Origin of the sequence: Actinomadura vinacea (genome assembly GCF_039532545.1) — a bacterium.
GTDB lineage: Bacteria > Actinomycetota > Actinomycetes > Streptosporangiales > Streptosporangiaceae > Spirillospora > Spirillospora vinacea.
The window spans coordinates 404,069-424,414 of the sequence record NZ_BAAARW010000002.1 but is presented as its reverse complement, the minus strand read 5'-3'; the positions used below and the strand labels follow the sequence as shown (position 1 = coordinate 424,414).

Genomic DNA, 20,346 nt, shown 5'->3' with positions numbered 1-20,346 from the left:
TACAGGATCCGGGGCGTCCGCGACCGTCAAACCGTCACCGGCCGAAGACGTTCAGTATCCGTTCCGCCGCGAGGGCGGGGGTGATCGTGCCCTCGGCGACCTCCGCCTCCAGGGCCGGGGCCAGCTCCCGGACGGCGGGGTGCTCGCGGAGTTCGGTGAGGAGCCGGTCGCGGACCATGGACCAGGTCCAGCCGACCTGCTGCCGCCGCCGGCGTTCCTCGAGCTCGCCGCTGGCGGCCAGCGCGTCCTGGTGGTCGACCAGGTGCCGCCAGACGGTGTCCAGCCCGGTGTTCTCCCGGGCGCTGCAGGTGAGGACGGGGATGTCGCGGCCGCGTTCGTCGCTGCGCAGCAGGCGCAGGGCCCCGGCCAGTTCCCTGGCGGCCTTCTTGGCCTCGGTCTCGTGGGGGCCGTCGGCCTTGTTGACGGCGATGACGTCCGCCAGCTCCAACACGCCCTTCTTGATCCCCTGCAGCTGGTCGCCGGTCCGGGCGAGGGTGAGGAAGAGGAAGGAGTCCACCATCTCCGACACGGCGGTCTCGGACTGGCCGACGCCGACGGTCTCCACGAGCACGACGTCGTATCCGGCGGCCTCCATGACCACCATCGCCTCGCGGGTCGCCTTGGCCACGCCGCCGAGGGTCCCGGCGGTCGGGGACGGCCGGATGAAGGCGTGCGGGTCGGCCGCGAGCCGGTGCATCCGGGTCTTGTCGCCGAGGATGCTGCCGCCGGTGCGGGTGGAGGACGGGTCGACGGCCAGCACCGCGACCTTGTGCCCCTCGGCGGTGAGGTCGGTGCCGAGGGCGTCGATGAAGGTGGACTTCCCGACGCCCGGCACGCCCGTGATGCCGACCCGGCGGGCGTTCCCGGTGTGCGGGGTCAGCTCCACCAGCAGCCGCTGGGCCAGCTCCCGGTGGTCGGGACGGGTCGACTCGACGAGCGTGATCGCCCGCGCGATCCAGGCCCGCGAGCCGTCCCGGACCCCTTTGGCGTAGTCGTCGAGGCCGGGGCTCAAGCCGTGTTCTCCGCCTGGTGGCCCAGCCGGGCGGCGAGGTCGCCGAGCAGGTCCAGCGCGGCTTCGGCCAGGACGGTGCCGGGTGGGAAGATCGCCGCGGCCCCGGCGGCGCGCAGCTCGTCGAAGTCCTGCGGCGGGATGACCCCGCCCACGACGATCATGACGTCGTCGCGGCCCAGCCCGGCCAGCTCCGCGCGCAGCGCGGGCACCAGCGTCAGGTGGCCGGCGGCCAGCGAGTTGACGCCCACGATGTGCACGTCGGCCTCGACCGCCTGCCGGGCGACCTCGCCCGGGGTCTGGAACAGCGGGCCCACGTCGACGTCGAAGCCCAGGTCGGCGAAGCCGGTGGCGATCACCTTCTGGCCGCGGTCGTGGCCGTCCTGGCCCATCTTGGCGACCAGGATGCGGGGCCGCCGCCCCTCGGCCGCCTCGAACGCGGCGGTCGCCGCACGGGCCTGCTCGATCGCGGTCACCCGGCCCGCCTCCTCCCGGTACACACCGGAAATGGTACGGATCTGGGCGGCGTGCCGGCCGTAGGTCCGTTCCAGCGCGTCGGAGATCTCGCCGACGGTGGCCTTGGCGCGGGCGGCGTCGACGGCCAGGGCGAGCAGGTTCTGCTCCAGCCCGGGGCCGCGGGTGCCGCGCTCGGCGGCCTCGGCGGCGTTCGTCAGGGCCGCCAGCGCCGCCCGCGCGGCGTCCTCGTCGCGCTCCGCGCGGAGGCGGCGCAGCTTGTCGATCTGCTGGGCGCGGACGGCGGCGTTGTCGACCTTGAGGACCTCGATGGGCTCGTCAGCCTCCGGCCGGTACTTGTTGACGCCGATGACCGGCTGCCGTCCCGCGTCGATCCGCGCCTGCGTGCGGGCGGCGGCCTCCTCGATGCGCATCTTGGGCAGGCCCTCGTCGATGGCCTTGGCCATGCCGCCGGCCTGCTCGACCTCGGTGATGTGCCCCCAGGCGCGGCGGGCCAGGTCGTGGGTGAGCCGCTCGACGTAGGCGCTGCCGCCCCACGGGTCGATCGTCCGGGTCGTGCCGGACTCCTGCTGGAGGAGCAACTGGGTGTTGCGGGCGATGCGGGCGGAGAAGTCGGTGGGCAGGGCGAGCGCCTCGTCGAGCGCGTTGGTGTGGAGCGACTGGGTGTGGCCCTGGGTCGCTGCCATCGCCTCGATGCAGGTGCGGGCCACGTTGTTGAAGACGTCCTGTGCGGTGAGCGACCATCCGGAGGTCTGGGAGTGGGTGCGCAGCGACAGGGACTTGGGGTTCTCCGGGTCGAAGCCCTTGACCAGCCTGGCCCACAGGAGGCGGGCGGCGCGGAGCTTGGCGACCTCCATGAAGAAGTTCATGCCGATCGCCCAGAAGAACGACAGCCGCGGCGCGAACGCGTCGATGTCCAGGCCCGCCTCGCGTCCGGCGCGGATGTACTCGACGCCGTCGGCGAGCGTGTAGGCCAGCTCCAGGTCGGCGGTGGCCCCGGCCTCCTGGATGTGGTAGCCGGAGATGGAGATCGAGTTGTACTTGGGCATCCGCTGGGACGTGAACGCGAAGATGTCGGAGATGATCCGCATCGACGGCCCGGGCGGGTAGATGTAGGTGTTGCGGACCATGAACTCCTTGAGGATGTCGTTCTGGATGGTCCCGGCCAGCCGCTCGGGCTCCACCCCCTGCTCCCCGGCGGCGGCGATGTACAGCGCCAGGACGGGCAGCACCGCCCCGTTCATGGTCATCGACACGCTCATCCGGTCCAGCGGGATCCCGTCGAACAGCTGCCGCATGTCGTAGATCGAGTCGATCGCCACCCCGGCCATGCCGACGTCGCCGGCCACGCGCGGGTGGTCGGAGTCGTAGCCGCGGTGGGTGGCCAGGTCGAAGGCGACCGACAGGCCCTTCTGCCCGGCGGCGAGGTTGCGCCGGTAGAAGGCGTTGGACTCCTCGGCGGTGGAGAACCCCGCGTACTGGCGGATCGTCCAGGGCTGGGTGGCGTACATCGCGGGGTAGGGGCCGCGCAGGTAGGGGGCGATGCCCGGCAGCGTGTCGAGGAAGTCGAGGCCGGTCAGGTCGTCGCCGGTGTAGAGGGGCCGGACGGCGATACCCTCGGGGGTGTCCCAGGTCTCGGCGTCCGGGTCGCGGCCGGTGGCCTCGGTGACCGCGGCGCGCCAGCGCTTGGCGGCCTCGTCGGCGGAGGGCGCCGCGCCGAGCCCGATCTCGGAGAAGTCGGGGATCATCGGTTCACTCCTAGATCGTCGAGGGTGGTCTCCAGCACCGCGACCGCGTCACAGCCCGCGAAGACGTGTGCGTCCACTCCCTCATAGGTCCCCTTACCCGCGAGCCACACCTTCACCGCTCCCGCCTCCTTGAGCTTGCGGGCGGCGTCCTCGGCCTGCTCCCCGTAGAGCCTGTCGCTGGAGCAGACGCAGGCGACGGAGGCGCCCGAGGCGGCGAAGCCGTCGGGCTCCCCGGCGACCGTCTCGATGCCGCCGGCCTGGAAGAGGTTGGCGGCGAACGACGCGCGCGCGGTGTGCACGGCGATCGGGCCGAGCGTGGCCAGGTAGACCTTGGGACGTTCCCCGGTGGCCGCCGCGTGCGCGTCCGAGCGGTCGCGGAGCGCCTCGAAGTCCTGCGCGTAGCGCACGACGGGCAGTCCGCCCGGCGCCGCGGGCGGCCGCGGCGCCGGGACGCGCTCGGGGAGCTTCTCGGCGAGGTCCGGGAACTCGCTCACGCCGGTGAGCGGGGCCTTGCGGCGGGCCAGGTCGCCGCGGCGGCGCTCCCAGGTGGCGGCGAGCCGGGCGGCGACGAGACCGGAGTCCAGCGCGGCGGCCAGGCCGCCGGCCCGCTCGATCTCGGTGAACCAGACCCAGGCGGCCTGCGCCGTCTCCTCGGTGAGCCGCTCGACGTACCAGGAGCCGCCGGCCGGGTCCACGACGCGGGCCAGGCTCGACTCCTCCAGCAGGAGGGTCTGGGTGTTGCGGGCGATGCGGCGGGCGAAGTCGTCGGAAAGCCCGAGCCGCACGTCGAACGGCTGGACGGTGACCGCGTCGGCCCCGCCCACCCCGGCGGCGAACGCCGCGACGGTGGTGCGCAGCATGTTCACCCACGGGTCGCGGCGGGTCACCATGGCCGAGGACGTCACCGCGTGCAGCCGCGCCGCCCGCGGCCCGCCGCCCTGGTCGTCCGCCTGGCCGCCCTCGGCCGTCCCGCAGACCTCGGCGACCCGGGCCCACAGCCGGCGGGCGGCGCGCAGCTTGGCGATGGAGGCGAACTGGTCGGCGTTCACGGCCAGCCGGAACTCCAGCTGCCCGAACGCCTCGTCCACGCTCAGCCCCGCGCCGGTGAGGGCCCGCAGGTAGGCGACCCCGGCTGCGATCGCGGCACCGAGCTCCTCGGCGTCGCCGCCGCCGGCGTCGTGGTGGGCGGTGGCGTCGACCGTGATCGCGCGCAGGCCGGGGAACCCGCGGGCGCACCGCACGGCGAGCTCCGCGGCGCCCCTGGGCCCGTCGAGCGGCGCGGGCTCGCCGGTGCGGGCCCGCAGGCCGAGCGGGTCGAGGCCGAGATTGCCGTTGGCGCGCTCGGCCTGGCCGCGATCGGTGATCAGCCGCAGCAGCGCCTCGGCGGCCTCCCCCGCCCGCGCGCCCGCGTCCAGGACGACCGGCGCCATGTCGAGGTGGACGCCGCGCAGCACCTCGGGCAGCGACTCGACCGGCGGGCCGGACTCGCCCAGGGCCAGCCAGACGGAGGTGACGCCGTTCTCCAGATCGGCGAGGATCGCCTCGCGGGCGGCCGCCGGGTCGGGGTGGGTGTGCCGCTGCCGCACGTCCCAGCCCGCCAGGCCCTCGCCCTCGGGCCGCACGGCGCGCAGGTACGGGGCCAGGCCGGGTCTTCCCGGTACGGTGTCGTCGCGCGTGTAGAGCGCCGCCATCGGAACGCCGTCGTAGGAGTCGCGGGCCAGCAGGCCCTCGATCTCGTCGAGCGGGGCGTCCTCGCTCGCCGCGCCAGACTTGCGCAGCACCCCTCGTACCATCTCCCGCCACCGGTCGCGTTCGGCCGTGGGGAAGGCGGCGGCCAGTTCGAGTTCTTCAGGCGGCACCGTCATGCCTGGATGGTAAGCGAGCGCGTATCTGCGGACCTCGACCGGGGTCGCCGTACCCCGGATGTCCTGCCCGCCTCGGCGTTGCTACTGTTTCGGGGGGTAGCCCCGACGCAGTATTTCATTATGGAACAGAGGGAATAACGCATGTCGACTGGCAGCCACGCGGGACGGCCGAAGTCCTGGGTCGCCGTGGCCGTGATCTTCATCGGGTTCACCGTGGGCGGCGTGGCGCTGTGCGTGGGCCCGAACTGGCCGATGTTCTGGGCCGGGGCGGGGATCATCGCGCTCGGCGGCGTGCTCTCCTGGATCGTCGACATCATGAGCGACGTCATCGTCGACGACCCGCGCCAGTGACCGTCTCCAGGGCGCCGGCGTGACGCTCTTCGACCGGCCCCCGCTCGAGGAGCGGATCGCCGCCCGGCAGCGCGAGCGGGGGCCGTTGAAGCGGGGCCGCTACTTCGAGCACGGCCCCGCCAAGATGCTCTTCTTCTTCGGCCTCGCGGTCGTGGTGGTCTCGCACCTGGTCGCGCTGTCGATGTACTTCGTCGCCCCGGGGCACTGAAGAATCGGGGCGTGCGAACCGCCCCCGCACCACGTAACGTCGGAAGGGCCTCGCCACGGCGCGGCCGCCTGCTCCGCTCCCGACAACGAGGTGGTGGGATGGCCCTCAGGTTCGGAGTCGAGGAAGAGTATTTCGTCGTCGATCCCGCCTCCAGGATGGTCGTCCCCCGGGCGGCCGCGGTGGTGGAACGGGCCTCCGCGGAACTGGGCGAGCGCGTCTCGACCGAACTGATCGCCTTCCTCGCCGAGGCCAAGACGTCCCCCTGCGACGATCTGGCCAAGCTGGAGGAGCAGATCCGGGAGATGCGCCGGGTGGTCGCCGGCGCCGGGGCGCGCGAGGGGGTGCGGCTGGCGGCGACCGGCACGCCGGTGATGGGCGAGCTGCTGCCGCCGCCCATCACCGCGGGCGCCCGGTACGCCGACAGCCTGGCCACCTACCGGGCCCTGGACGACGAGCAGTGCATCTGCTCCTGCCACGTCCACGTCGAGATGCCCGACCCGGAGCGGGCCGTGCTGGTGAGCAACCACCTGCGGCCCTGGCTGCCGACGCTGCTGGCGCTGGCGGCCAACTCCCCGTACTGGGCGGGCCGCGACACCGGTCACGCCTGCTGGCGGGTGATGACGTGGGCGCGCTGGCCGGTCGCGGGCCCGCCGCCGTTCTTCCGGTCGCTGGCGCACTACGAGGACCTCGTCTCGACGCTGCTGGAGTGCGGCGCCCTGATGGACACCGGGACGATCTTCTGGGACGTGCGGCCGTCGGCGCGGCTGCCCACCATCGAGATCAGGCTCGGCGACGTGGCGATGACCGTGGCGGAGTCGGTCCTGTTCGCCGCGCTGGCCCGGGCGCTGGTGCGGGTGTCGCTGACCGCCGTGGAGGCGCGCGAGCCGGCGCCCGATCCAGCGCCGGAGATGCTGCGGGCCGCGTACTGGCTGGCCGCCCGCAACGGGCTGTCCGGGGACGGGATCGACGTGTGCACCGGGCGTCCGGCCCCGTTCCGCAGGCTGGCCGCCGAGTTGCTCGCGCATGTGCGGCCGGCCCTGGCCGAGACCGGCGACCTCGACCGCGCCGCCGCCGGGCTGCGCGCCCTGCTGGAAGGGGGCACGGGCGCGCAGCGGCAGCGGGCCGCGTACCGGCGCCGCGAGCACCTGGCCGACGTCGTGGACGCCGCCGCCCTCGGCGAACAGCACAAAACCGGTCCCACACCCCGTCCGTAATAGCTGTTTTTCTGTATGAAGAGGCGGGTAGCGGTGTTGGTGACAGCCTGCCATCGGCCGAGCGGACCAGGAGGAAGCGAGCATGACGCTGCACCATCCCACCCCGATGGTGCGCCGGCGGAGGTGATCGGGCCGATGACCTCCAGGCCCGGTACCGTCACCGATGGCGCCTTCGCCCACCCGGCCCTCTTCTACCGAGGCCGGGACGAGTTTTTGGCCGGCACGGTGCCGTTCGTCCTCGCCGGGCCTGACTCCGGCGAACCCGTGGCGGTCGCGGTGCCCGGGCCCAGGCTGGCCCTGCTGCGGGACGCGGTGCGCGCGGCCTCCGGCTCCACCGCCGCCAGGGTGACATGGATCGACATGTCCGAGGCCGGGCGCAACCCCGGCCGCATCATTCCCGGCGTGCTGCGCGCGTTCAGCGACCGGCACTCCGCCGCCCGGGTCCGGATCATCGGCGAGCCGATCTGGCCGGGCCGGTCACCGGCCGAGTACCCCGCCTGCGTCCAGCACGAGGCGCTCATCAACTTCGCGTTCGCGGGACGCGAGGCCACCGTCCTGTGCCCGTACGACACCGCGGGCCTGGACGAGGACACCGTCGCCGACGCGCGCGCCACCCACCCGTCGATCGTCGACGGGGACGGGGAGCGGCACAGCGCCGAGTACGCCCCCGGCCGCGTCTTCCAGGACTGGAACCGCCCCCTGCCCGTGCCTCCCGGCATCGAGGCGACGCCGTTCGACCTGGACTCCATCCCGGCGATCCGCGCGCTGGCCGTCCGCCGCGGCGCGGCGCTGGGCCTGGGCGCCGCCCGCGCCGGCGACCTGGAGCTGGCCGTCAACGAGCTGGCCGCCAACTCCGCCCTGCACGGCGGCGGCACGGGGGTGCTGCGGATCTGGACGGAGGACGGCCACGTCGTGTGCGAGATCCGCGACGCCGGACTGCTCACCGACCCGCTGGTGGGCCGCCGCCCGGCGGGGATGAGCACCGAGGGCGGACGCGGCGTGCTGATGGTCAACCACCTGGCCGACCTCGTCCGCGTGCACACCGGCCCGAAGGGCACCACTTTCCGCGTCTACATGCGCCTGCGCTCCGGCACCTGAACCACCCTCGCGAACGGGCTCCGTGATCCGCCCGTCCGGTTCCGGCCGCCCGGCGGCGCCCGGGATCGGAGATGATCGGCACGGTCTCCGGAGGGAGCGACAATGCGATCTCGTGGCGTCCTCATCCTGGCCGGGATGCTGGCCGTCGTCCTGGCGGTCGGCGGCGTCGCCGCGTTCACCCTGTCGCGGCGGAGTCCGGGCAGCCCCGAGCTGGTCTCCCGCGACTACTTCGCCGCTTGGCGGAGCGGGTCCCTGAACGGCATGGCCGAGCTGGTCGCCGATCCGCCGCACGACTTCGTCGAGCAGCACCGGGCCCTGTCCCGGGGCCTCACGGTGGTCTCGGTCGGGCTGGCACCGGGCCCGCTGGTACCCCGCTCCCCTGACCGGGCACATCAGGAATTCACCGTCACCCGCAACCTCGGGGGCCGGTTGACCTGGACCTTCCGGTCGACCCTCGAGCTGGGCCTGGTGAAGGACCGCTGGAGGATCCTGTGGCGCCCCGCGACCCTGCACCCGGCGCTGACCGGACCCGCCGTCTGGACGCTCGCCGAGACCGAGGCCGCCCCCGCGGCGTTCACCGACAGGAAAGGGCGTGCGCTGCCGGACACCGGCCTGCTCCAGCCCTACATCGCGGCCCTGTCGGAGAACTTCGGTGACACGGAGAACGACACCTCGGGCCGGGCCGTCGACGTCGTCGAGGGCGGCGGCGGCCCGCCCCGGCGGCTGGCGGTGTTCGGCGCCGAGGGGGCCGAACGGATCCGTACCACCCTGGACCGCGGCGTCCAGGACGCCGCCGAGAAGACGATCTCCGGTGGGACCGCCGCCCTGGTGGCGGTGCGCCCGTCCACCGGGGAGGTCCTGGCCGTCGCCGACAGGCTGGGCGGGAGCAACGCGTTCCTGGGAAGCTACCCGCCGGGCTCCTCCTTCAAGGTGATCAGTGGCGGCCGCCGCGGCTGGTCGCCGCCAAGCTGATCGCCGGTGAGCGGCAGCCCTCCCACCCGGTGCCGGGCGCGGACGCGCTGCGCGCGATGATGCGCGCGGTCGTCACCGGCGGCACCGCCGAACGCGCGGGCCTCCCGGAGGGCACGGCGGGCAAGACCGGGACGGCCGAGGTCGGCGGCGGCGCCCCGCACGCCTGGTTCATCGGCTTCCGCGACGATGTGGCGTTCGCGGTGCTCGTCACGGCCGGCGGCTCGGGCGGCGAGGTCGCCGCCCCGCTCGCCGCGCGTTTCCTGCGCGCCCTGAAGCGATGAGCGCGCGGGTCGCGGGGACGGTCTAACGCTCCAGGCGGTAGACGCAGCGGGCCGTGCCGCCGAAGACGGCGTCGCGCCCGTCCGCGTCCAGGTCGGCGCACGCGGCCTCGGCGATGTCGGTGACCTGCTCGTACGTCGCGGCCAGCGTGCAGACCGGCCAGTCCGACCCGTACATCACCCGATCGGGCCCGAACACGCGCAGGACGTGCCGCGCGTACGGGAGGACGTCGTCCATGCTCCAGGCGTGCGCCGCCTCCGTCACCAGCCCGGACAGCTTGACCGTGACGTGCGGCAACGCCGCCATCGAGGTGATCCACGACGCCCACGGCTCCCACCCGCCGCCCGCGATGTCGGGCTTGCCGGCGTGGTCGAGAACGAGCCGCATGCCCGGCAGCCGCCGCGCGAACTCCAGCGCGGCCTCCGCCTGAGGTGGCCTGACCAGCACGTCGTATGCGAGCCCGGCCTCCGCGACCGCGCGCACGCCCCGTCCCACGTCGTCCCGCAGCAGCCACCGGGGATCGGGTTCGTCCTGGACGAGGTGCCGGATTCCGGCCAGCCGCCGACCGCCCTCCCCCGCGCGCAGCCCTGCCAGCCGCTCCGCCACGTCCGGCGCGGTCAGGTCGACCCACCCGACCACGCCTCTCACCTGCTCGCCCGGAATCGCCAGCAGTTCGGCCGTCTCCCGCTCGTCCTGCAGAGCCTGGACGACGACGGACGCGCCCACGTCGCCCTTCCGGACGACCTCGGCATAGCGGGCGGCGTCGAACCGGCCGCGGATCGGATCCGCCCACGGCCCGTCCATCCACGGGTAGTCGCGAACGCCGGTGTCCCAGAGGTGATGGTGCGCGTCGATCCTCATGCCTCTCCTCTGTCGAGTTCGGGCCACAGGGCGTCGGGGATCCCGGTCTCGAACATCGCGGCGTTCTCGTCGACCTCCGCCGCGGTGCGGCAGCCGACCAGCACGCTCGCCACGGCCGGATGGCGCGCGGGGAACTGCAGGGCCGCGGCCTTCAACGGGACCCCGTACGCGTCGCACGCCTCGCGCAGCCGCGCCACCTCGGCGCGGATCCCGGGGGACGCCGGCGCGTACTCGAACGTCCCGCCGCCCGCCAGGAGCCCGGAGTTGTAGACGCCGCCGATCACCACCGAGGTGCCGCGCTCAAGGCAGGCGGGCAGCAGCTCGTCCCCGGCCGCCCGGTCCAGGAGCGTGTAGCGCCCGGCGCACAGGACGACGTCGAGGTCCAGGCGGCGGACGAACCTGGTGAGCATGGCCGCCTGGTTCATCCCGGCCCCGATGGCGCCCACCACGCCCTCGTCGCGCAGTCGCGCCAGGGCCGGGTAGGTCTCGGCGTAGACCTGCTCCTCGTGCCGGTCCGGATCATGGATGTAGAGGATGTCGACGCGGTCGAGGCCGAGCCGGTCCAGCGACTCGGCCAGGGACCGCCGGACGCCGTCCGCGCTGAAGTCCCAGACGCGTGTGAACGGCGGCTCGTCCACGAAGCCCTCGTCGTCGGGTCCCTCTCCCGGTTCGAGGGGGCGGAGCAGGCGGCCCGCCTTCGTCGAGATCACCGCGCCGGACGAGCGGAGCAACGGCCCCAGGCGGCGTTCCGACCGGCCGGCCCCGTAGTGCGGCGCGGTGTCGAAGTAGCCCATTCCGGTGGCCAGCGCCCGTGCGACGGCGGCGGCCGCGTCGCCGTCGGGCACCTGGGTGTAGAGCCCGCCGATCGCCGCGCCGCCGAACGACAGGGCGGTGACCTCCACCGGCGAGCCGCCGAGGCGCCGCCGTTCGCCGACCCGCACCGTTCAGTCCTGGGCCTTGCCGGAGGTGACCCGCGCGATCATCAGCGCCACCAGGATGATGCCGCCGTAGATCGCCTGGATCCAGAACGAGGGCACCTGGGCCAGGGTGAGCAGGTTCTGGACGACGCCGAGGAGGAGCACGCCGGTGAGCGCGCCGGTCATGGTGCCCTTGCCGCCGTCCATGGCGATCCCGCCGATGACCGCCGCCGCCATCACCGTGAAGATCATGTTCTGGCCCTGGTTGGCGTTGATCGCGCCCACGTATCCGGTGAGCACGAGCCCGGCCACCGCGGCGAGCACCCCGCCGATGACGAACACGGCGAAGGTGATGCGCTCCACCCGGATCCCGGCCGCGCGGGCCGCCTCCGGGTTGCCGCCGATCGCGTAGAGCGCCCGGCCGAGCCGGTGGTAGCGCAGCACGAACCCGGCCGCGCCGAACGCGGCGGCCGCCAGCCACACCGACAGCGGGATCTCCAGGAACGTCGTGGTCGCGAGCGTGAAGAACGCGTCCGGCATGTCGAACAGCGTCTTGCCCTCGGTCGCGCCGACCAGCAGCCCGCGCAGGACGATGAGCACGGCGAGGGTGACGATGAAGGCGTTGAGCCGCAGCCGCACCACCAGGAAGCCGTTGACCGCCCCGATCGCGGCGCCGACCAGCACGATGACGACGATCCCGGCGGCCGTGGGCCACTCGGTGCCGAACCCCGCCGACGACGCCGGGAGCACCAGCAGCGCGCCCAGCGCCGGCGCGATCCCGACGGTCGACTCCAGCGACAGGTCGAACTTGCCGGTGATGAGGATCAGCGACTCGCCCAGCACGACCAGCGCGAGCGCTGCCGAGGCGCCCAGGATGCTGATGATGTTCTGCTTGGTGAGGAAGCTGTCGTTCACCAGCGCGCCCAGCACGATCAGCGCGATCAGCGCCGGCACCAGGGCGAACTCCCGCATCCGCCGGAGCGCGGGCAGGCCGGGGACCGCCCCGGTCCGCCCCGCCCGCTCGCTCACGGGAACGTCAGTCATCTGAGGTGACCCCTTCGATCGACGCGACCAGATCATGGTCGCTCCAGCCCGCCTCGTGCTCGGCGGTGATCCGGCCGTGGAAGAAGACCAGCACCCGGTCGGCGGGACGCAGGTCGTCCAGCTCGTCGGAGATGATGATCACAGCGGTGCCGGTCTCCCGGACCGCGCCGATGACGGCCAGCAGCGCCTCCTTGGACTTCACGTCCACGCCGGCCGTGGGATTGATCAGCACCAGCACCCGTGGGTCGTTGGCTAGGGCGCGCGCCATCACGACCTTCTGCTGGTTTCCGCCGGACAGGTCCGACACCGGCTGGTCCGGCCCGGCGGTGACGATGCCGAGGTCGCCGATCGACTCGCGGGCGAACGCGGCCAGCCGCCCGGGCTTGACGATCCCGTACGGGCCGAGCCGGTCGGCGATCGTCATCCCGGCGTTCTCCCCCACCGACAGCCCGGCGACCAGGCCCTGGAGGTGCCGGTCGCGCGGCACGAACCCGACCCCGGCCCGCAGCGCGCCCCGCACGTCCCCGCGCGGCAGCGGCTCGCCGTCCAGGCGGACCGTGCCGGACCCGGCGCGGCGCAGCCCCACGAGGGTCTCCGCCAGCTCGATCTTGCCGCTGGCGCTGGATCCGGCGAGCCCGACGACCTCGCCGCGCCGCACCCGCAGGTCGACGTCCCGGTACGCGCCGTCCGACAGCCCGGAGACCTCCAGCCGCACCGCCGCGGCCGAGTCCACCGCCGGACGCGACGGGCCGCTGCCCAGGCTCGCCGCCTCCCCGGTCATCGCCTCCACCAGCGCCGCCTTGGGCAGCTCGGCGACGGGCGCGGTGGTGATCCAGCGGGCGTCCCGGAAGACGGTGACCGTCTGGCAGACCTCGTACACCTCCTGCAGGTGATGGGAGATGAACAGGAACGTCACCCCCGACTCCTGCAGCGCCCGCATCCGGCCGAAGAGCCGTTCGATCTCGGTGTTGTCCAGCTGCGCGGTCGGCTCGTCCAGGATGATGAACCGGGCGCCGAACGACAGGGCGCGGGCGATCTCGACCAGCTGCCGGCTCTCCACCCCGAGGTCGCCGGCGCGCGTGTCGGGGTCGACGGCCACGTCCCAGGCGCCGAGCAGCTCGGCGGCCTCGCGGCGCATCCGCTTCCAGCTGATCAGCCCCCGCCCGCCCGGCCACCGCCGGTCCTTCCCGCCGGGCTGCCGGTTGATGAACAGGTTCTCCGCGACGGTCAGCTCCGGGACGATCGTCGACTTCTGGTAGACGCACGCGACCCGCGCGCGCCAGCCGTCCCGGTCGGCCGGCGCCGGGGCGGGCTCGCCGTCGAACCGCACCTGCCCCGAGTCCGGCGGGAAGATCCCGGTCAGCACGTTCACCAGCGTGGACTTGCCGGCGCCGTTGCGGCCGACGAGCGCGTGCGACTCGCCGCGCAGCACGGCCAGGCGGGCCTCGGCCAGCGCCACCGTCTGCCCGAACCGCTTGCTCACCCGGGCCGCCTCGGCCAGCGCGGGCACCCCGCCGGCGGCGGCCTTCTCGACTGCGGACGCCATCACTTGACCGTGTTGCCCCAGAGCGACTTGTCGTCGACGTTCGCCTTGGTGACCAGCGGCGCGGGAAGCTGGTCCTCCAGGATCCCGCTCGGCAGCTTGACGATCGTGCTGTCATGGTCGGTCTTGCCCGGCTGGAACGTCTTGCCCGCCATGGCCGCCTTGATGTAATGCATCCCGTACTTGGCGTAGGCGTCGGCGGGCTGGGACACCGTGGCGTCGATCTCACCGTTGCGGATCGCCGCGAACTCCTGCGGGATGCCGTCGTTCGACACGATCACGATGTGCTCGGGGTCGCCGGCCTTGAACAGCTTGTTCTTGCTCTTGAGGACCTGCAGCGTCGGCGCCAGGTAGACGCCGCCCGCCTGCATGTAGATCCCCTTGAGGTCGGGGTTGCCGTTGAGGACGGTGTCCAGGCCGGAGGCCGCCTTCTCCGACTCCCACTTCGCCGGTATCTCCAGGACCTTGATGCCGGGGTAGTTCTGCTTCATGCAGGCCCGGAACGCCTCCGAGCGGTCCCGGCCGTTCACCGACGCCAGATCACCCATGATCTGCACGACCTTGCCGGTCTTGACCTTGTCGCCGATCTCCTTGCACGCCTTCTCTCCGTAGGCGCGGTTGTCGGCCCGGACGACCATGGCGACCTTGCCCTTGTCGGGGGCCACGTCCACCGCCACGACCGGCACGCCCTTGCGCTCGGCCTGGTTCAGCCCGGCGACGATCGCGGCGCTGTCCAGCGGGGCGATCACCAGACCCTTCACGTTCTGGTTCAGCAGGTTGTTGATGTCGGTGATCTGCTGCGTCGGGTCGGAGTTGGAGTTGACGGTGGGCAGCGCGTCGACGCCCTGCTGCTTCGCCATCTGCGGGACGTAGTTGTTGTACGACTGCCAGAACGGCGAGGTGAGCAGCGGCAGTCCGACGCCGACCTTGCCGCCCCCGCCGGACGCGGTCCCGCCGGAGCCGGTGTCCTTGGTGCTGCCGCACCCGGCGAGCAGGGAGGCCGCCAGCGCGGCCGCCACCGGGGCGATGGCCTTGTATCGCTTCATTGGAACTCCTGTGGGGGGTGGGGAGTCGAGCCTGCTCAGGAGGACGAGGGAGGACGCGGCCGCAGCCCCTGCATGCCGCCGTCGACCGCGAGCGCCGTCCCGGTGGTGGCCCCGGCCAGCGGGCTCGCCAGGTAGGCGATCGCCGCCGCGGCCTCCTCCGCCGTGACGAGCCGTCCGGTCGGCTGCCGGGCCTCCAGCGCGGCGCGTTCGGCCGCCGGATCGCCGGCCGCGTCGAGCAGCCGCCCGATCCAGGGCGTGTCGGCCGTGCCGGGGTTGACGCAGTTGACCCGGATGCCTTCGCCGACGTGGTCGGCGGCCATCGCGAGGGTCAGCGACAGCACCGCGCCCTTGGTGGCCGAGTACAGCACCCGCCGCGGCAGCCCGGCCGTGGCCGCGATCGAGCAGGTGTTGACGACCGCGGCGTGCCCGGACCGGCGCAGGTACGGCAGCGCGGCCCGGGCGACCCGCACCATGCCGAGCACGTTGACGTCCATCACGCGGCGCCACTCGTCGTCGTCGTTGTCCTCGACGGTGCCCTGCGCGCCGATGCCCGCGTTGTTGACCAGGATGTCGATCCCGTCCAGGCGGCCCGCGGCGTCGTCCACGGCCGCCCGGACGGACGCGTCATCGGTGACGTCGCCCTTGACGGAGTACAGCAGCTCCCGGTCCTGCTCCGGCAGCGGCCGCGGATCGAGGCAGGCGACCGCGGCGCCCCGCCCGGCCAGCAGCCGCGCCGCGGCCAGGCCGATCCCCGAGGCTCCCCCGGTCACCAGGGCCCGCAGCCCGCCGAACTCGCGGTCGCTCATGGGAGGTCCCTCCAGACGCTTCCGCCCGGGTAGGCGTGGTCGGCCAGGGATTCGGGCTTCATCTCGGCCGACATCCCCGGCTCGGCCGGCGCGGCGTAGTGGCCGCGGACGATCCGGACCGGATCGGTGAAATGCTCGTGCAGGTGGTCGACGTACTCCAGGACGCGGTCCTGGGTGCTGCCGCTGACGGCGACGTAGTCGAACATCGACAGGTGCTGGACGACCTCGCACAGCCCGACGCCGCCCGCGTGCGGGCAGACCGGGACGCCGAACCGGGCCGCCAGCAGCAGGATCGCGACGTTCTCGGTCACGCCGACCCGGCAGGCGTCGAGCTGGAGCACGTCGATGGCGCCCGCCTGGAGCAGCTGCTTGAACATCACCCGGTTGGCGACGTGCTCGCCGGTGGCGACCTTGACGGGGGCGACCGCGCGCCGGATGGCGGCGTGGCCGAGGACGTCGTCCGGGCTGGTCGGCTCCTCGATCCAGTACGGGTCGAAGGGGGCGAGCGCCCGCATCCACTCGATCGCCTGCCCGACGTCCCAGCGCTGGTTGGCGTCCACGGCGATGCGGATGCCGGGGCCGACGACCTCGCGGGCCAGCCCCATCCGCCGCACGTCCTCGTCGAGGTCCGCGCCGACCTTCAGCTTGATCTGCGTGAAGCCCTCCGCGACGGCCTCGCGGGCCAGCCGGGCGAGCTTGTCGTCGGTGTAGCCGAGCCAGCCGGGGGTCGTGGTGTAGGCGGGGTAGCCCCGCTCGACGAGGCGGGCCTCGCGCTCGGCCCGGCCGGGGCGCGCGTCGGCCAGCAGGCCGACCGCGTCGGCGGGGGTCAGGGCGTCGGTGAGGTACCGCCAGTCGGCCAGGTCGACGATCTGCTCGGGCGCCAGGTCTGCCAGGAACCTCCACAGCGGCTTGCCGGCGACCTTCGCGGCCAGGTCGAACGCGGCGTTGACGATCGCGGCGGCGGCCATGTGCACCGCGCCCTTCTCGGGGCCGAGCCAGCGCAGCTGCGAGTCGTGCAGCAGGCCCTTGGCGAATCCGCCGAGGTCGTCCAGGTCGAGGTCGCGGCCGGTGACCAGCGGCTCGTACGCGCGGATCGCCGCGACGCAGACCTCGTTGCCGCGGCCGATGGTAAAGCAGAATCCGTGCCCGTCGCCGGCCTCGGTGTGCAGGACGACGTAGGCGGCCGAATAGTCGGGGTCGGGGTTCATGGCGTCCGAACCGTCCAGTGCCGCCGAGGTGGGGAACCGGACGTCGTGCGCCTCCAGCGCGATGACCTTCACCCGGACACCTCGTGGGAGGCCAGCGCCTGCCGCTGGCGGCCGAGGCCCTCGATCTCGACCTCCATGACGTCGCCGGCCCGCAGGAACGGGGCGTCGGGACGGCCGACGGCGACGCCCGCCGGGGTCCCGGTGTTGATGACGTCCCCGGGTTCCAGGACCATGAACTGGCTGATGTACCAGATCAGGTGATCGATCCCGTAGATCATGTTCTTGCTGCGGGCGTCCTGCCTGACCTCGCCGTTCACGCTCAGCCGCATGGCCAGGTCCTGCGGGTCAGGGATCTCGTCGGCGGTGACCAGCCAGGGGCCGAGCGGGTTGAACGTCTCGCACGACTTGCCCTTGTCCCAGGTGCCGCCGCGCTCCATCTGGAACTCCCGCTCCGAGACGTCGTTGCTGACGGCGTAGCCCGCCACCAGCGCTCTCGCCTCGTCCGGGGAGTCCAGGTAGCGGGCGCGGCCGCCGAGCACGACGGCCAGCTCGACCTCGTAGTCGGTCTTGACGCTGCCCTTGGGGATCAGCACCCGGTCGTCCGGGCCGACCATCGTGTTGACGGCCTTCATGAACAGGACCGGCTCGGCGGGGATGCCGGCGCCGGTCTCCTCGGCGTGGTCCCGGTAGTTGAGCCCGACACAGACGATCTTGCCCGGCCGTGCCACCGGCGGCCCGATCCGCGCCGGCGCCAGCTCGGGCAGGTTCCCGGCCGCGTACGCCGCGCGGGCGTCGTCCAGCCCGCCGGCCAGGAAGTCGCCGTCGATGTCGCGGGTCACCCCGGACAGGTCGAGCGGCGTCCCGTCCTCGGCCAGGACCGCGGGTCGTTCCGCGCCCGCCGGTCCCACGCGCAGCAGCTTCACGAAGAGGTACCCCCTTGCCCGGAGCATTGGTCCGACCAGTTCTTGATTCATCGGACCACTCGTACCGTTATGAGAACACCGATGCCCCCTGGGCTGGCAATATGTCGTGACAAAGTTGTGACTTATCCATGATTGGTACGACCTCTTGCCCTGGGGCACCATGAAGCCATGGACGCGCCGGAGCGCAACGGGACCCGCACGACGGTCACCCAGCGGGCGATCGAGCAGATCAAGAGCAAGATCGCCGCGGGCGAGCTGCGCCCCGGTCAGCGCCTGCCCACCGAGCGCGACCTGGCCGCCGAGCTCGGCCTGTCGCGCAACTCCATGCGGGAGGCGATCCGCGCGCTCACCGTGATGGGCGTGCTGGAGGCTCGGCACGGCGCCGGGATCTACGTGACCCGGCTGGAGCCGAAGGACCTGCTGGAGACGTTCGGGGTCGTCGCGGAGATCTCCCGCGGCTCCTCGCTGATCGACCTGCTGCGGGTGCGCCGGATCCTGGAGCCCGCCGCCACCGCGATCGCCGCCGCCCGCATCGACGAGGCGACGCTGGAGACCGTCCGCTCACACCTGGACCGCATGGCGCACTGCGAGCGCGTCGAGGACTTCGTGGCCGCCGACCTGGCCTTCCACCAGACGATCGTCGGCGCCGCGGGCAACCCGGCGCTGGAGGCCATCGTCGCCGGGCTCTCCACCCGGACGTTCCGGGCGCGCGTGTGGCGCGGGCAGCGCGACAGCGGCGCGATCCCCCGGATGCGGCTGGAGCACGAGCGCATCTACCGGGCGCTGCTGGCCCGCGACCCCGAGGCCGCCCGCGCGGCCGCCGCCGTCCACATCGGCGAGGTCGAGGACTGGCTGCGCAACAACATCGACTCGATCGGGTGATCCCGACGCAGGGTCAGGCGCTGTTCCGGTCGTACTCTTCGCGCGCCCTGTCCACCTCGGCCATGTGCGCCTCCGCCCACTCCTTGAGGTGGCGGATCGTCCCCAGCAGCGACAGGCCCAGCGGCGTGAGCTCGTAGTCGACGCGGACGGGCACCGACGGAGTCACCGTGCGGGTCAGCAGCCCGTCCCGCTCGAGCCCCCGCAAGGTCTGGGTCAGCATCTTCTGGCTCACCCCGGCGATCCGCGCGGAGAGCTCGGAATAGCGCATCCGCCCCTCCAGGCCGAGAGCCACGATCACGAGGCTCGCCCACTTGTTGCCGATCGTGTCGAGCAGCCTCCGGCTGGGACAGGAGGCGGCGAACGCATCGAACGCCGGCCCGTCAGCGGTCTTCACGTCCATGGCTTCCCTCCGGGTGCCTACACCACTTCAAAGTGCCTACTTTCCAAAGGAGAGTAGGTCACCGATGGTTGTGCTGTCCATCCACTGGAAGGAGAGCCATCATGGCGCTCGCACTCGTGTCCAAGCCAGACAGTCCCGCACCCGCCCTCGAGGAGGTGACGCCGCCGCCGCTGGGGCCCGGCGACCTGCGGGTCCGCGTCACGGCGGCATCGGTCGATCCCGTCGACACCCTGTTCGCCGGCGGTCTCGCCCAGGCGATCTTCGGACTCACCGGCACGGTCGGCCTCGGCCTGTCCCTGTCCGGCGTCGTCACCGCGACCGGTGCCGAGGTCACCGGCTTCTCGGCCGGCGACCCGGTCGCCGCCGTGCACGGCGACTTCACGGCCACGGTCCGCGCGCAGGCCGAGGAGACCGTCGTGCCGGCGGCGGCCGCCGCGGCGCTGCCGGCCGGCCTCGATCCGGTCGACGCGGCCGCCCTCCCGGTCAACGCCCTGACCGCGGCGCAGCTGGTGGACCGGCTCGGCCCCGCCGACGGGCGGACCCTGCTGGTCACCGGCGCCGCCGGTGCCGTGGGCGGGTACGCCGTCGCGCTGGCCGCCCACGCCGGCTGGGCCGTCACCGGACTGGCGCGCGGGTCCGACCGCGACTTCGTGCTGAGAGCCGGGGCCCGCGAGCTCGTCACCGAACTGCCGGGGCCGTCGTTCGACGCCGTCGTCGACGGCGCCGTCCTGCACGCGGCGGCCCTGGCCGCGATCCGGGACGGCGGGACGTTCGTCGGCGTGCCCGGACCGGCTCCCGCGACGCCCGAGCGGGGCATCGAGGTCACCATCATGAGCGTCGAGCCCGACGGCGCGCGGCTCGCCGAACTGCTCGCCCTCGCCGCCTCCGGCGTCCTGGAGCCGCGGGTGGCCGGCCGGGTGCCGCTGGCCGAGGCCGCGACGGCCTACGACAAGGTCGCCGGCGGCGGGCAGCGGGGGCGCTGGCTGCTGGTGCCGTAGCCGCCTCGGACGGCCCCTGCGATCAGCGCGTCCGCGCCCTCAGCAGGTAGAGGGCGAGCGCCGCCGCACCGGTCGCGGCCTGCGCGGCCAGGGCCGTGCCGAGGGCGGCGGGCGGCGAGAGCAGGGCCTGGAGCGCGGGGACGCAGCCGAGCAGGGCGAGGTCAGCGCCGGTCAGCGCCCACAGGATCGGGCCGGTCGGGACGGCGCCGGCCGGCGAGTCGATGACCGGCATCGCGTGGTCGATCGGAGGCCGCCGCGCCATCCGCAGTGCTCCGGCGGCCAGCGCGGGCGCGGCCGGCAGGGCGAGCGGCCACCAGGGGCCGCCGGGCAGGCCGCCCGCCGCGTCCAGCCCGGCCAGGGCGAGGGCCAGCCAGAGTCCGCCGGCCAGTGCCGGGAGCACGGCGCGCGCGGCCAGCGCCGCGCGGAGGCCGACGCCGGACAGCCGGGCGAGGGCGGGATCGTCCGCGTCGCGGCGGGCGCCCGCCGTGCAGGACGCGGCG

The 20,346-nt window shown here is 73.5% G+C and carries 20 protein-coding genes and 1 pseudogene; 8 read left to right on the top strand and 13 right to left on the bottom strand.

The genetic code is table 11. The features are described 5' to 3' along the window. Positions 1-34 precede the first annotated feature (34 nt). The 3 genes from meaB to ABD340_RS03810 are packed head-to-tail and all read right to left on the bottom strand — an operon-like array spanning position 35 to position 5,096. Positions 35-1,012, bottom strand: a complete 978-nt coding sequence (gene meaB, locus ABD340_RS03820; protein ID WP_344586990.1) for a methylmalonyl Co-A mutase-associated GTPase MeaB — start codon at positions 1,010-1,012, stop codon at positions 35-37. Continuing rightward, on the bottom strand, positions 1,009-3,231 hold the full coding sequence (scpA, locus tag ABD340_RS03815; protein WP_344586989.1) for a methylmalonyl-CoA mutase: 2,223 nt from the start codon (positions 3,229-3,231) through the stop codon (positions 1,009-1,011). The genes meaB and scpA overlap by 4 nt, the downstream gene beginning before the upstream one ends. Continuing rightward, the gene (locus ABD340_RS03810; RefSeq protein WP_344586987.1) at positions 3,228-5,096 is read right to left on the bottom strand and encodes a methylmalonyl-CoA mutase family protein; all 1,869 of its coding nucleotides are present in this window, start codon (positions 5,094-5,096) and stop codon (positions 3,228-3,230) included. Before ABD340_RS03810 ends, scpA begins: the two co-directional genes overlap by 4 nt. Before the next feature lie 141 nt (positions 5,097-5,237). On the opposite strand from ABD340_RS03810, the gene ABD340_RS03805 reads away from it, so the two are divergent. The 6 genes from ABD340_RS03805 (at position 5,238) to ABD340_RS03780 (ending at position 9,220) form a co-directional block, all read left to right on the top strand. Further along, the gene (locus ABD340_RS03805) at positions 5,238-5,447 is read left to right on the top strand and encodes an HGxxPAAW family protein (RefSeq protein ID WP_344586983.1); all 210 of its coding nucleotides are present in this window, start codon (positions 5,238-5,240) and stop codon (positions 5,445-5,447) included. Between the two features lie 19 nt (positions 5,448-5,466). Beyond that, positions 5,467-5,655, top strand: a complete 189-nt coding sequence (locus ABD340_RS03800; protein WP_344586981.1) for a hypothetical protein — start codon at positions 5,467-5,469, stop codon at positions 5,653-5,655. A gap of 98 nt (positions 5,656-5,753) precedes the next feature. Then, on the top strand, positions 5,754-6,869 hold the full coding sequence (locus ABD340_RS03795) for a carboxylate-amine ligase (protein WP_344586979.1): 1,116 nt from the start codon (positions 5,754-5,756) through the stop codon (positions 6,867-6,869). Positions 6,870-7,004: 135 nt separating this feature from the next. Then, positions 7,005-7,967: an anti-sigma factor RsbA family regulatory protein gene (locus ABD340_RS03790; protein WP_344586977.1), complete on the top strand. Its 963-nt coding sequence runs from the start codon at positions 7,005-7,007 to the stop codon at positions 7,965-7,967. Positions 7,968-8,069: 102 nt separating this feature from the next. After that, the gene (locus ABD340_RS03785; RefSeq protein ID WP_344586975.1) at positions 8,070-8,939 is read left to right on the top strand and encodes an NTF2-like N-terminal transpeptidase domain-containing protein; all 870 of its coding nucleotides are present in this window, start codon (positions 8,070-8,072) and stop codon (positions 8,937-8,939) included. Positions 8,940-8,968: 29 nt separating this feature from the next. Continuing rightward, on the top strand, positions 8,969-9,220 hold the full coding sequence (locus ABD340_RS03780; RefSeq protein WP_344586973.1) for a penicillin-binding transpeptidase domain-containing protein: 252 nt from the start codon (positions 8,969-8,971) through the stop codon (positions 9,218-9,220). Positions 9,221-9,242: 22 nt separating this feature from the next. Here ABD340_RS03780 and ABD340_RS03775 read toward each other — a convergent pair whose 3' ends face one another. Genes ABD340_RS03775 through ABD340_RS03740 form a run of 8 tightly spaced genes read right to left on the bottom strand, consistent with a single transcriptional unit; the run spans position 9,243 to position 17,566 of the window. Then, positions 9,243-10,079, bottom strand: coding sequence for an amidohydrolase family protein (locus ABD340_RS03775; protein WP_344586971.1), 837 nt, complete (start codon positions 10,077-10,079; stop codon positions 9,243-9,245). Beyond that, entirely contained in the window at positions 10,076-11,020 is a 945-nt protein-coding gene (locus ABD340_RS03770; protein WP_344586969.1) for an aldo/keto reductase, read from the bottom strand. The genes ABD340_RS03775 and ABD340_RS03770 overlap by 4 nt, the downstream gene beginning before the upstream one ends. Positions 11,021-11,023: 3 nt before the next feature. Next, positions 11,024-12,040, bottom strand: coding sequence for an ABC transporter permease (locus ABD340_RS03765; protein ID WP_344586968.1), 1,017 nt, complete (start codon positions 12,038-12,040; stop codon positions 11,024-11,026). Further along, positions 12,033-13,586, bottom strand: a complete 1,554-nt coding sequence (locus ABD340_RS03760; RefSeq protein WP_344586967.1) for a sugar ABC transporter ATP-binding protein — start codon at positions 13,584-13,586, stop codon at positions 12,033-12,035. Before ABD340_RS03760 ends, ABD340_RS03765 begins: the two co-directional genes overlap by 8 nt. Beyond that, positions 13,586-14,629, bottom strand: a complete 1,044-nt coding sequence (locus tag ABD340_RS03755; protein WP_344586965.1) for a sugar ABC transporter substrate-binding protein — start codon at positions 14,627-14,629, stop codon at positions 13,586-13,588. The genes ABD340_RS03760 and ABD340_RS03755 overlap by 1 nt, the downstream gene beginning before the upstream one ends. Before the next feature lie 35 nt (positions 14,630-14,664). Continuing rightward, the gene (locus ABD340_RS03750; RefSeq protein ID WP_344586964.1) at positions 14,665-15,435 is read right to left on the bottom strand and encodes an SDR family NAD(P)-dependent oxidoreductase; all 771 of its coding nucleotides are present in this window, start codon (positions 15,433-15,435) and stop codon (positions 14,665-14,667) included. Beyond that, positions 15,432-16,715 carry an enolase C-terminal domain-like protein gene (locus ABD340_RS03745; protein ID WP_344586963.1) on the bottom strand — a complete coding sequence of 428 codons (1,284 nt, stop codon included), beginning with the start codon at positions 16,713-16,715 and terminating at the stop codon, positions 15,432-15,434. Before ABD340_RS03745 ends, ABD340_RS03750 begins: the two co-directional genes overlap by 4 nt. After that, positions 16,712-17,566 (bottom strand): fumarylacetoacetate hydrolase family protein, encoded by an 855-nt coding sequence (locus ABD340_RS03740; RefSeq protein ID WP_344586961.1) that lies wholly within the window; start codon positions 17,564-17,566, stop codon positions 16,712-16,714. The genes ABD340_RS03745 and ABD340_RS03740 overlap by 4 nt, the downstream gene beginning before the upstream one ends. 168 nt (positions 17,567-17,734) lie before the next feature. Between ABD340_RS03740 and ABD340_RS03735 the strand changes: the two genes are divergently transcribed. Beyond that, positions 17,735-18,448 (top strand): FadR/GntR family transcriptional regulator, encoded by a 714-nt coding sequence (locus tag ABD340_RS03735; protein WP_344586960.1) that lies wholly within the window; start codon positions 17,735-17,737, stop codon positions 18,446-18,448. A 13-nt stretch (positions 18,449-18,461) separates the two neighbouring features. On the opposite strand, the gene ABD340_RS03730 is transcribed toward ABD340_RS03735, so the two are convergent. Further along, complete coding sequence (locus tag ABD340_RS03730) at positions 18,462-18,848, bottom strand: winged helix-turn-helix transcriptional regulator (RefSeq protein WP_344586959.1); 387 nt, start codon at positions 18,846-18,848, stop codon at positions 18,462-18,464. Between the two features lie 101 nt (positions 18,849-18,949). Here ABD340_RS03730 and ABD340_RS03725 point away from each other — a divergent pair, with 101 nt between their 5' ends. Beyond that, positions 18,950-19,846: a zinc-binding dehydrogenase gene (locus tag ABD340_RS03725; protein ID WP_344586958.1), complete on the top strand. Its 897-nt coding sequence runs from the start codon at positions 18,950-18,952 to the stop codon at positions 19,844-19,846. Positions 19,847-19,868: 22 nt separating this feature from the next. Here ABD340_RS03725 and ABD340_RS03720 read toward each other — a convergent pair. After that, positions 19,869-20,346, bottom strand: a pseudogene (locus ABD340_RS03720) (DUF6297 family protein); the annotation flags it as partial.

Bases quoted from the DNA above. Each gene is read 5' to 3' on its own strand.
- scpA (WP_344586989.1), bottom strand. From the start codon at position 3,231: ATGATCCCCGACTTCTCCGAGATCGGGCTCGGCGCGGCGCCCTCCGCC.
- ABD340_RS03810 (WP_344586987.1), bottom strand. From the start codon at position 5,096: ATGACGGTGCCGCCTGAAGAACTCGAACTGGCCGCCGCCTTCCCCACG.
- ABD340_RS03805 (WP_344586983.1), top strand. From the start codon at position 5,238: ATGTCGACTGGCAGCCACGCGGGACGGCCGAAGTCCTGGGTCGCCGTG.
- ABD340_RS03795 (WP_344586979.1), top strand. From the start codon at position 5,754: ATGGCCCTCAGGTTCGGAGTCGAGGAAGAGTATTTCGTCGTCGATCCC.
- ABD340_RS03790 (WP_344586977.1), top strand. From the start codon at position 7,005: ATGACCTCCAGGCCCGGTACCGTCACCGATGGCGCCTTCGCCCACCCG.
- ABD340_RS03785 (WP_344586975.1), top strand. From the start codon at position 8,070: ATGCGATCTCGTGGCGTCCTCATCCTGGCCGGGATGCTGGCCGTCGTC.
- ABD340_RS03775 (WP_344586971.1), bottom strand. From the start codon at position 10,079: ATGAGGATCGACGCGCACCATCACCTCTGGGACACCGGCGTTCGCGAC.
- ABD340_RS03765 (WP_344586968.1), bottom strand. From the start codon at position 12,040: ATGACTGACGTTCCCGTGAGCGAGCGGGCGGGGCGGACCGGGGCGGTC.
- ABD340_RS03760 (WP_344586967.1), bottom strand. From the start codon at position 13,586: ATGGCGTCCGCAGTCGAGAAGGCCGCCGCCGGCGGGGTGCCCGCGCTG.
- ABD340_RS03755 (WP_344586965.1), bottom strand. From the start codon at position 14,629: ATGAAGCGATACAAGGCCATCGCCCCGGTGGCGGCCGCGCTGGCGGCC.
- ABD340_RS03750 (WP_344586964.1), bottom strand. From the start codon at position 15,435: ATGAGCGACCGCGAGTTCGGCGGGCTGCGGGCCCTGGTGACCGGGGGA.
- ABD340_RS03735 (WP_344586960.1), top strand. From the start codon at position 17,735: ATGGACGCGCCGGAGCGCAACGGGACCCGCACGACGGTCACCCAGCGG.
- ABD340_RS03730 (WP_344586959.1), bottom strand. From the start codon at position 18,848: ATGGACGTGAAGACCGCTGACGGGCCGGCGTTCGATGCGTTCGCCGCC.
- ABD340_RS03725 (WP_344586958.1), top strand. From the start codon at position 18,950: ATGGCGCTCGCACTCGTGTCCAAGCCAGACAGTCCCGCACCCGCCCTC.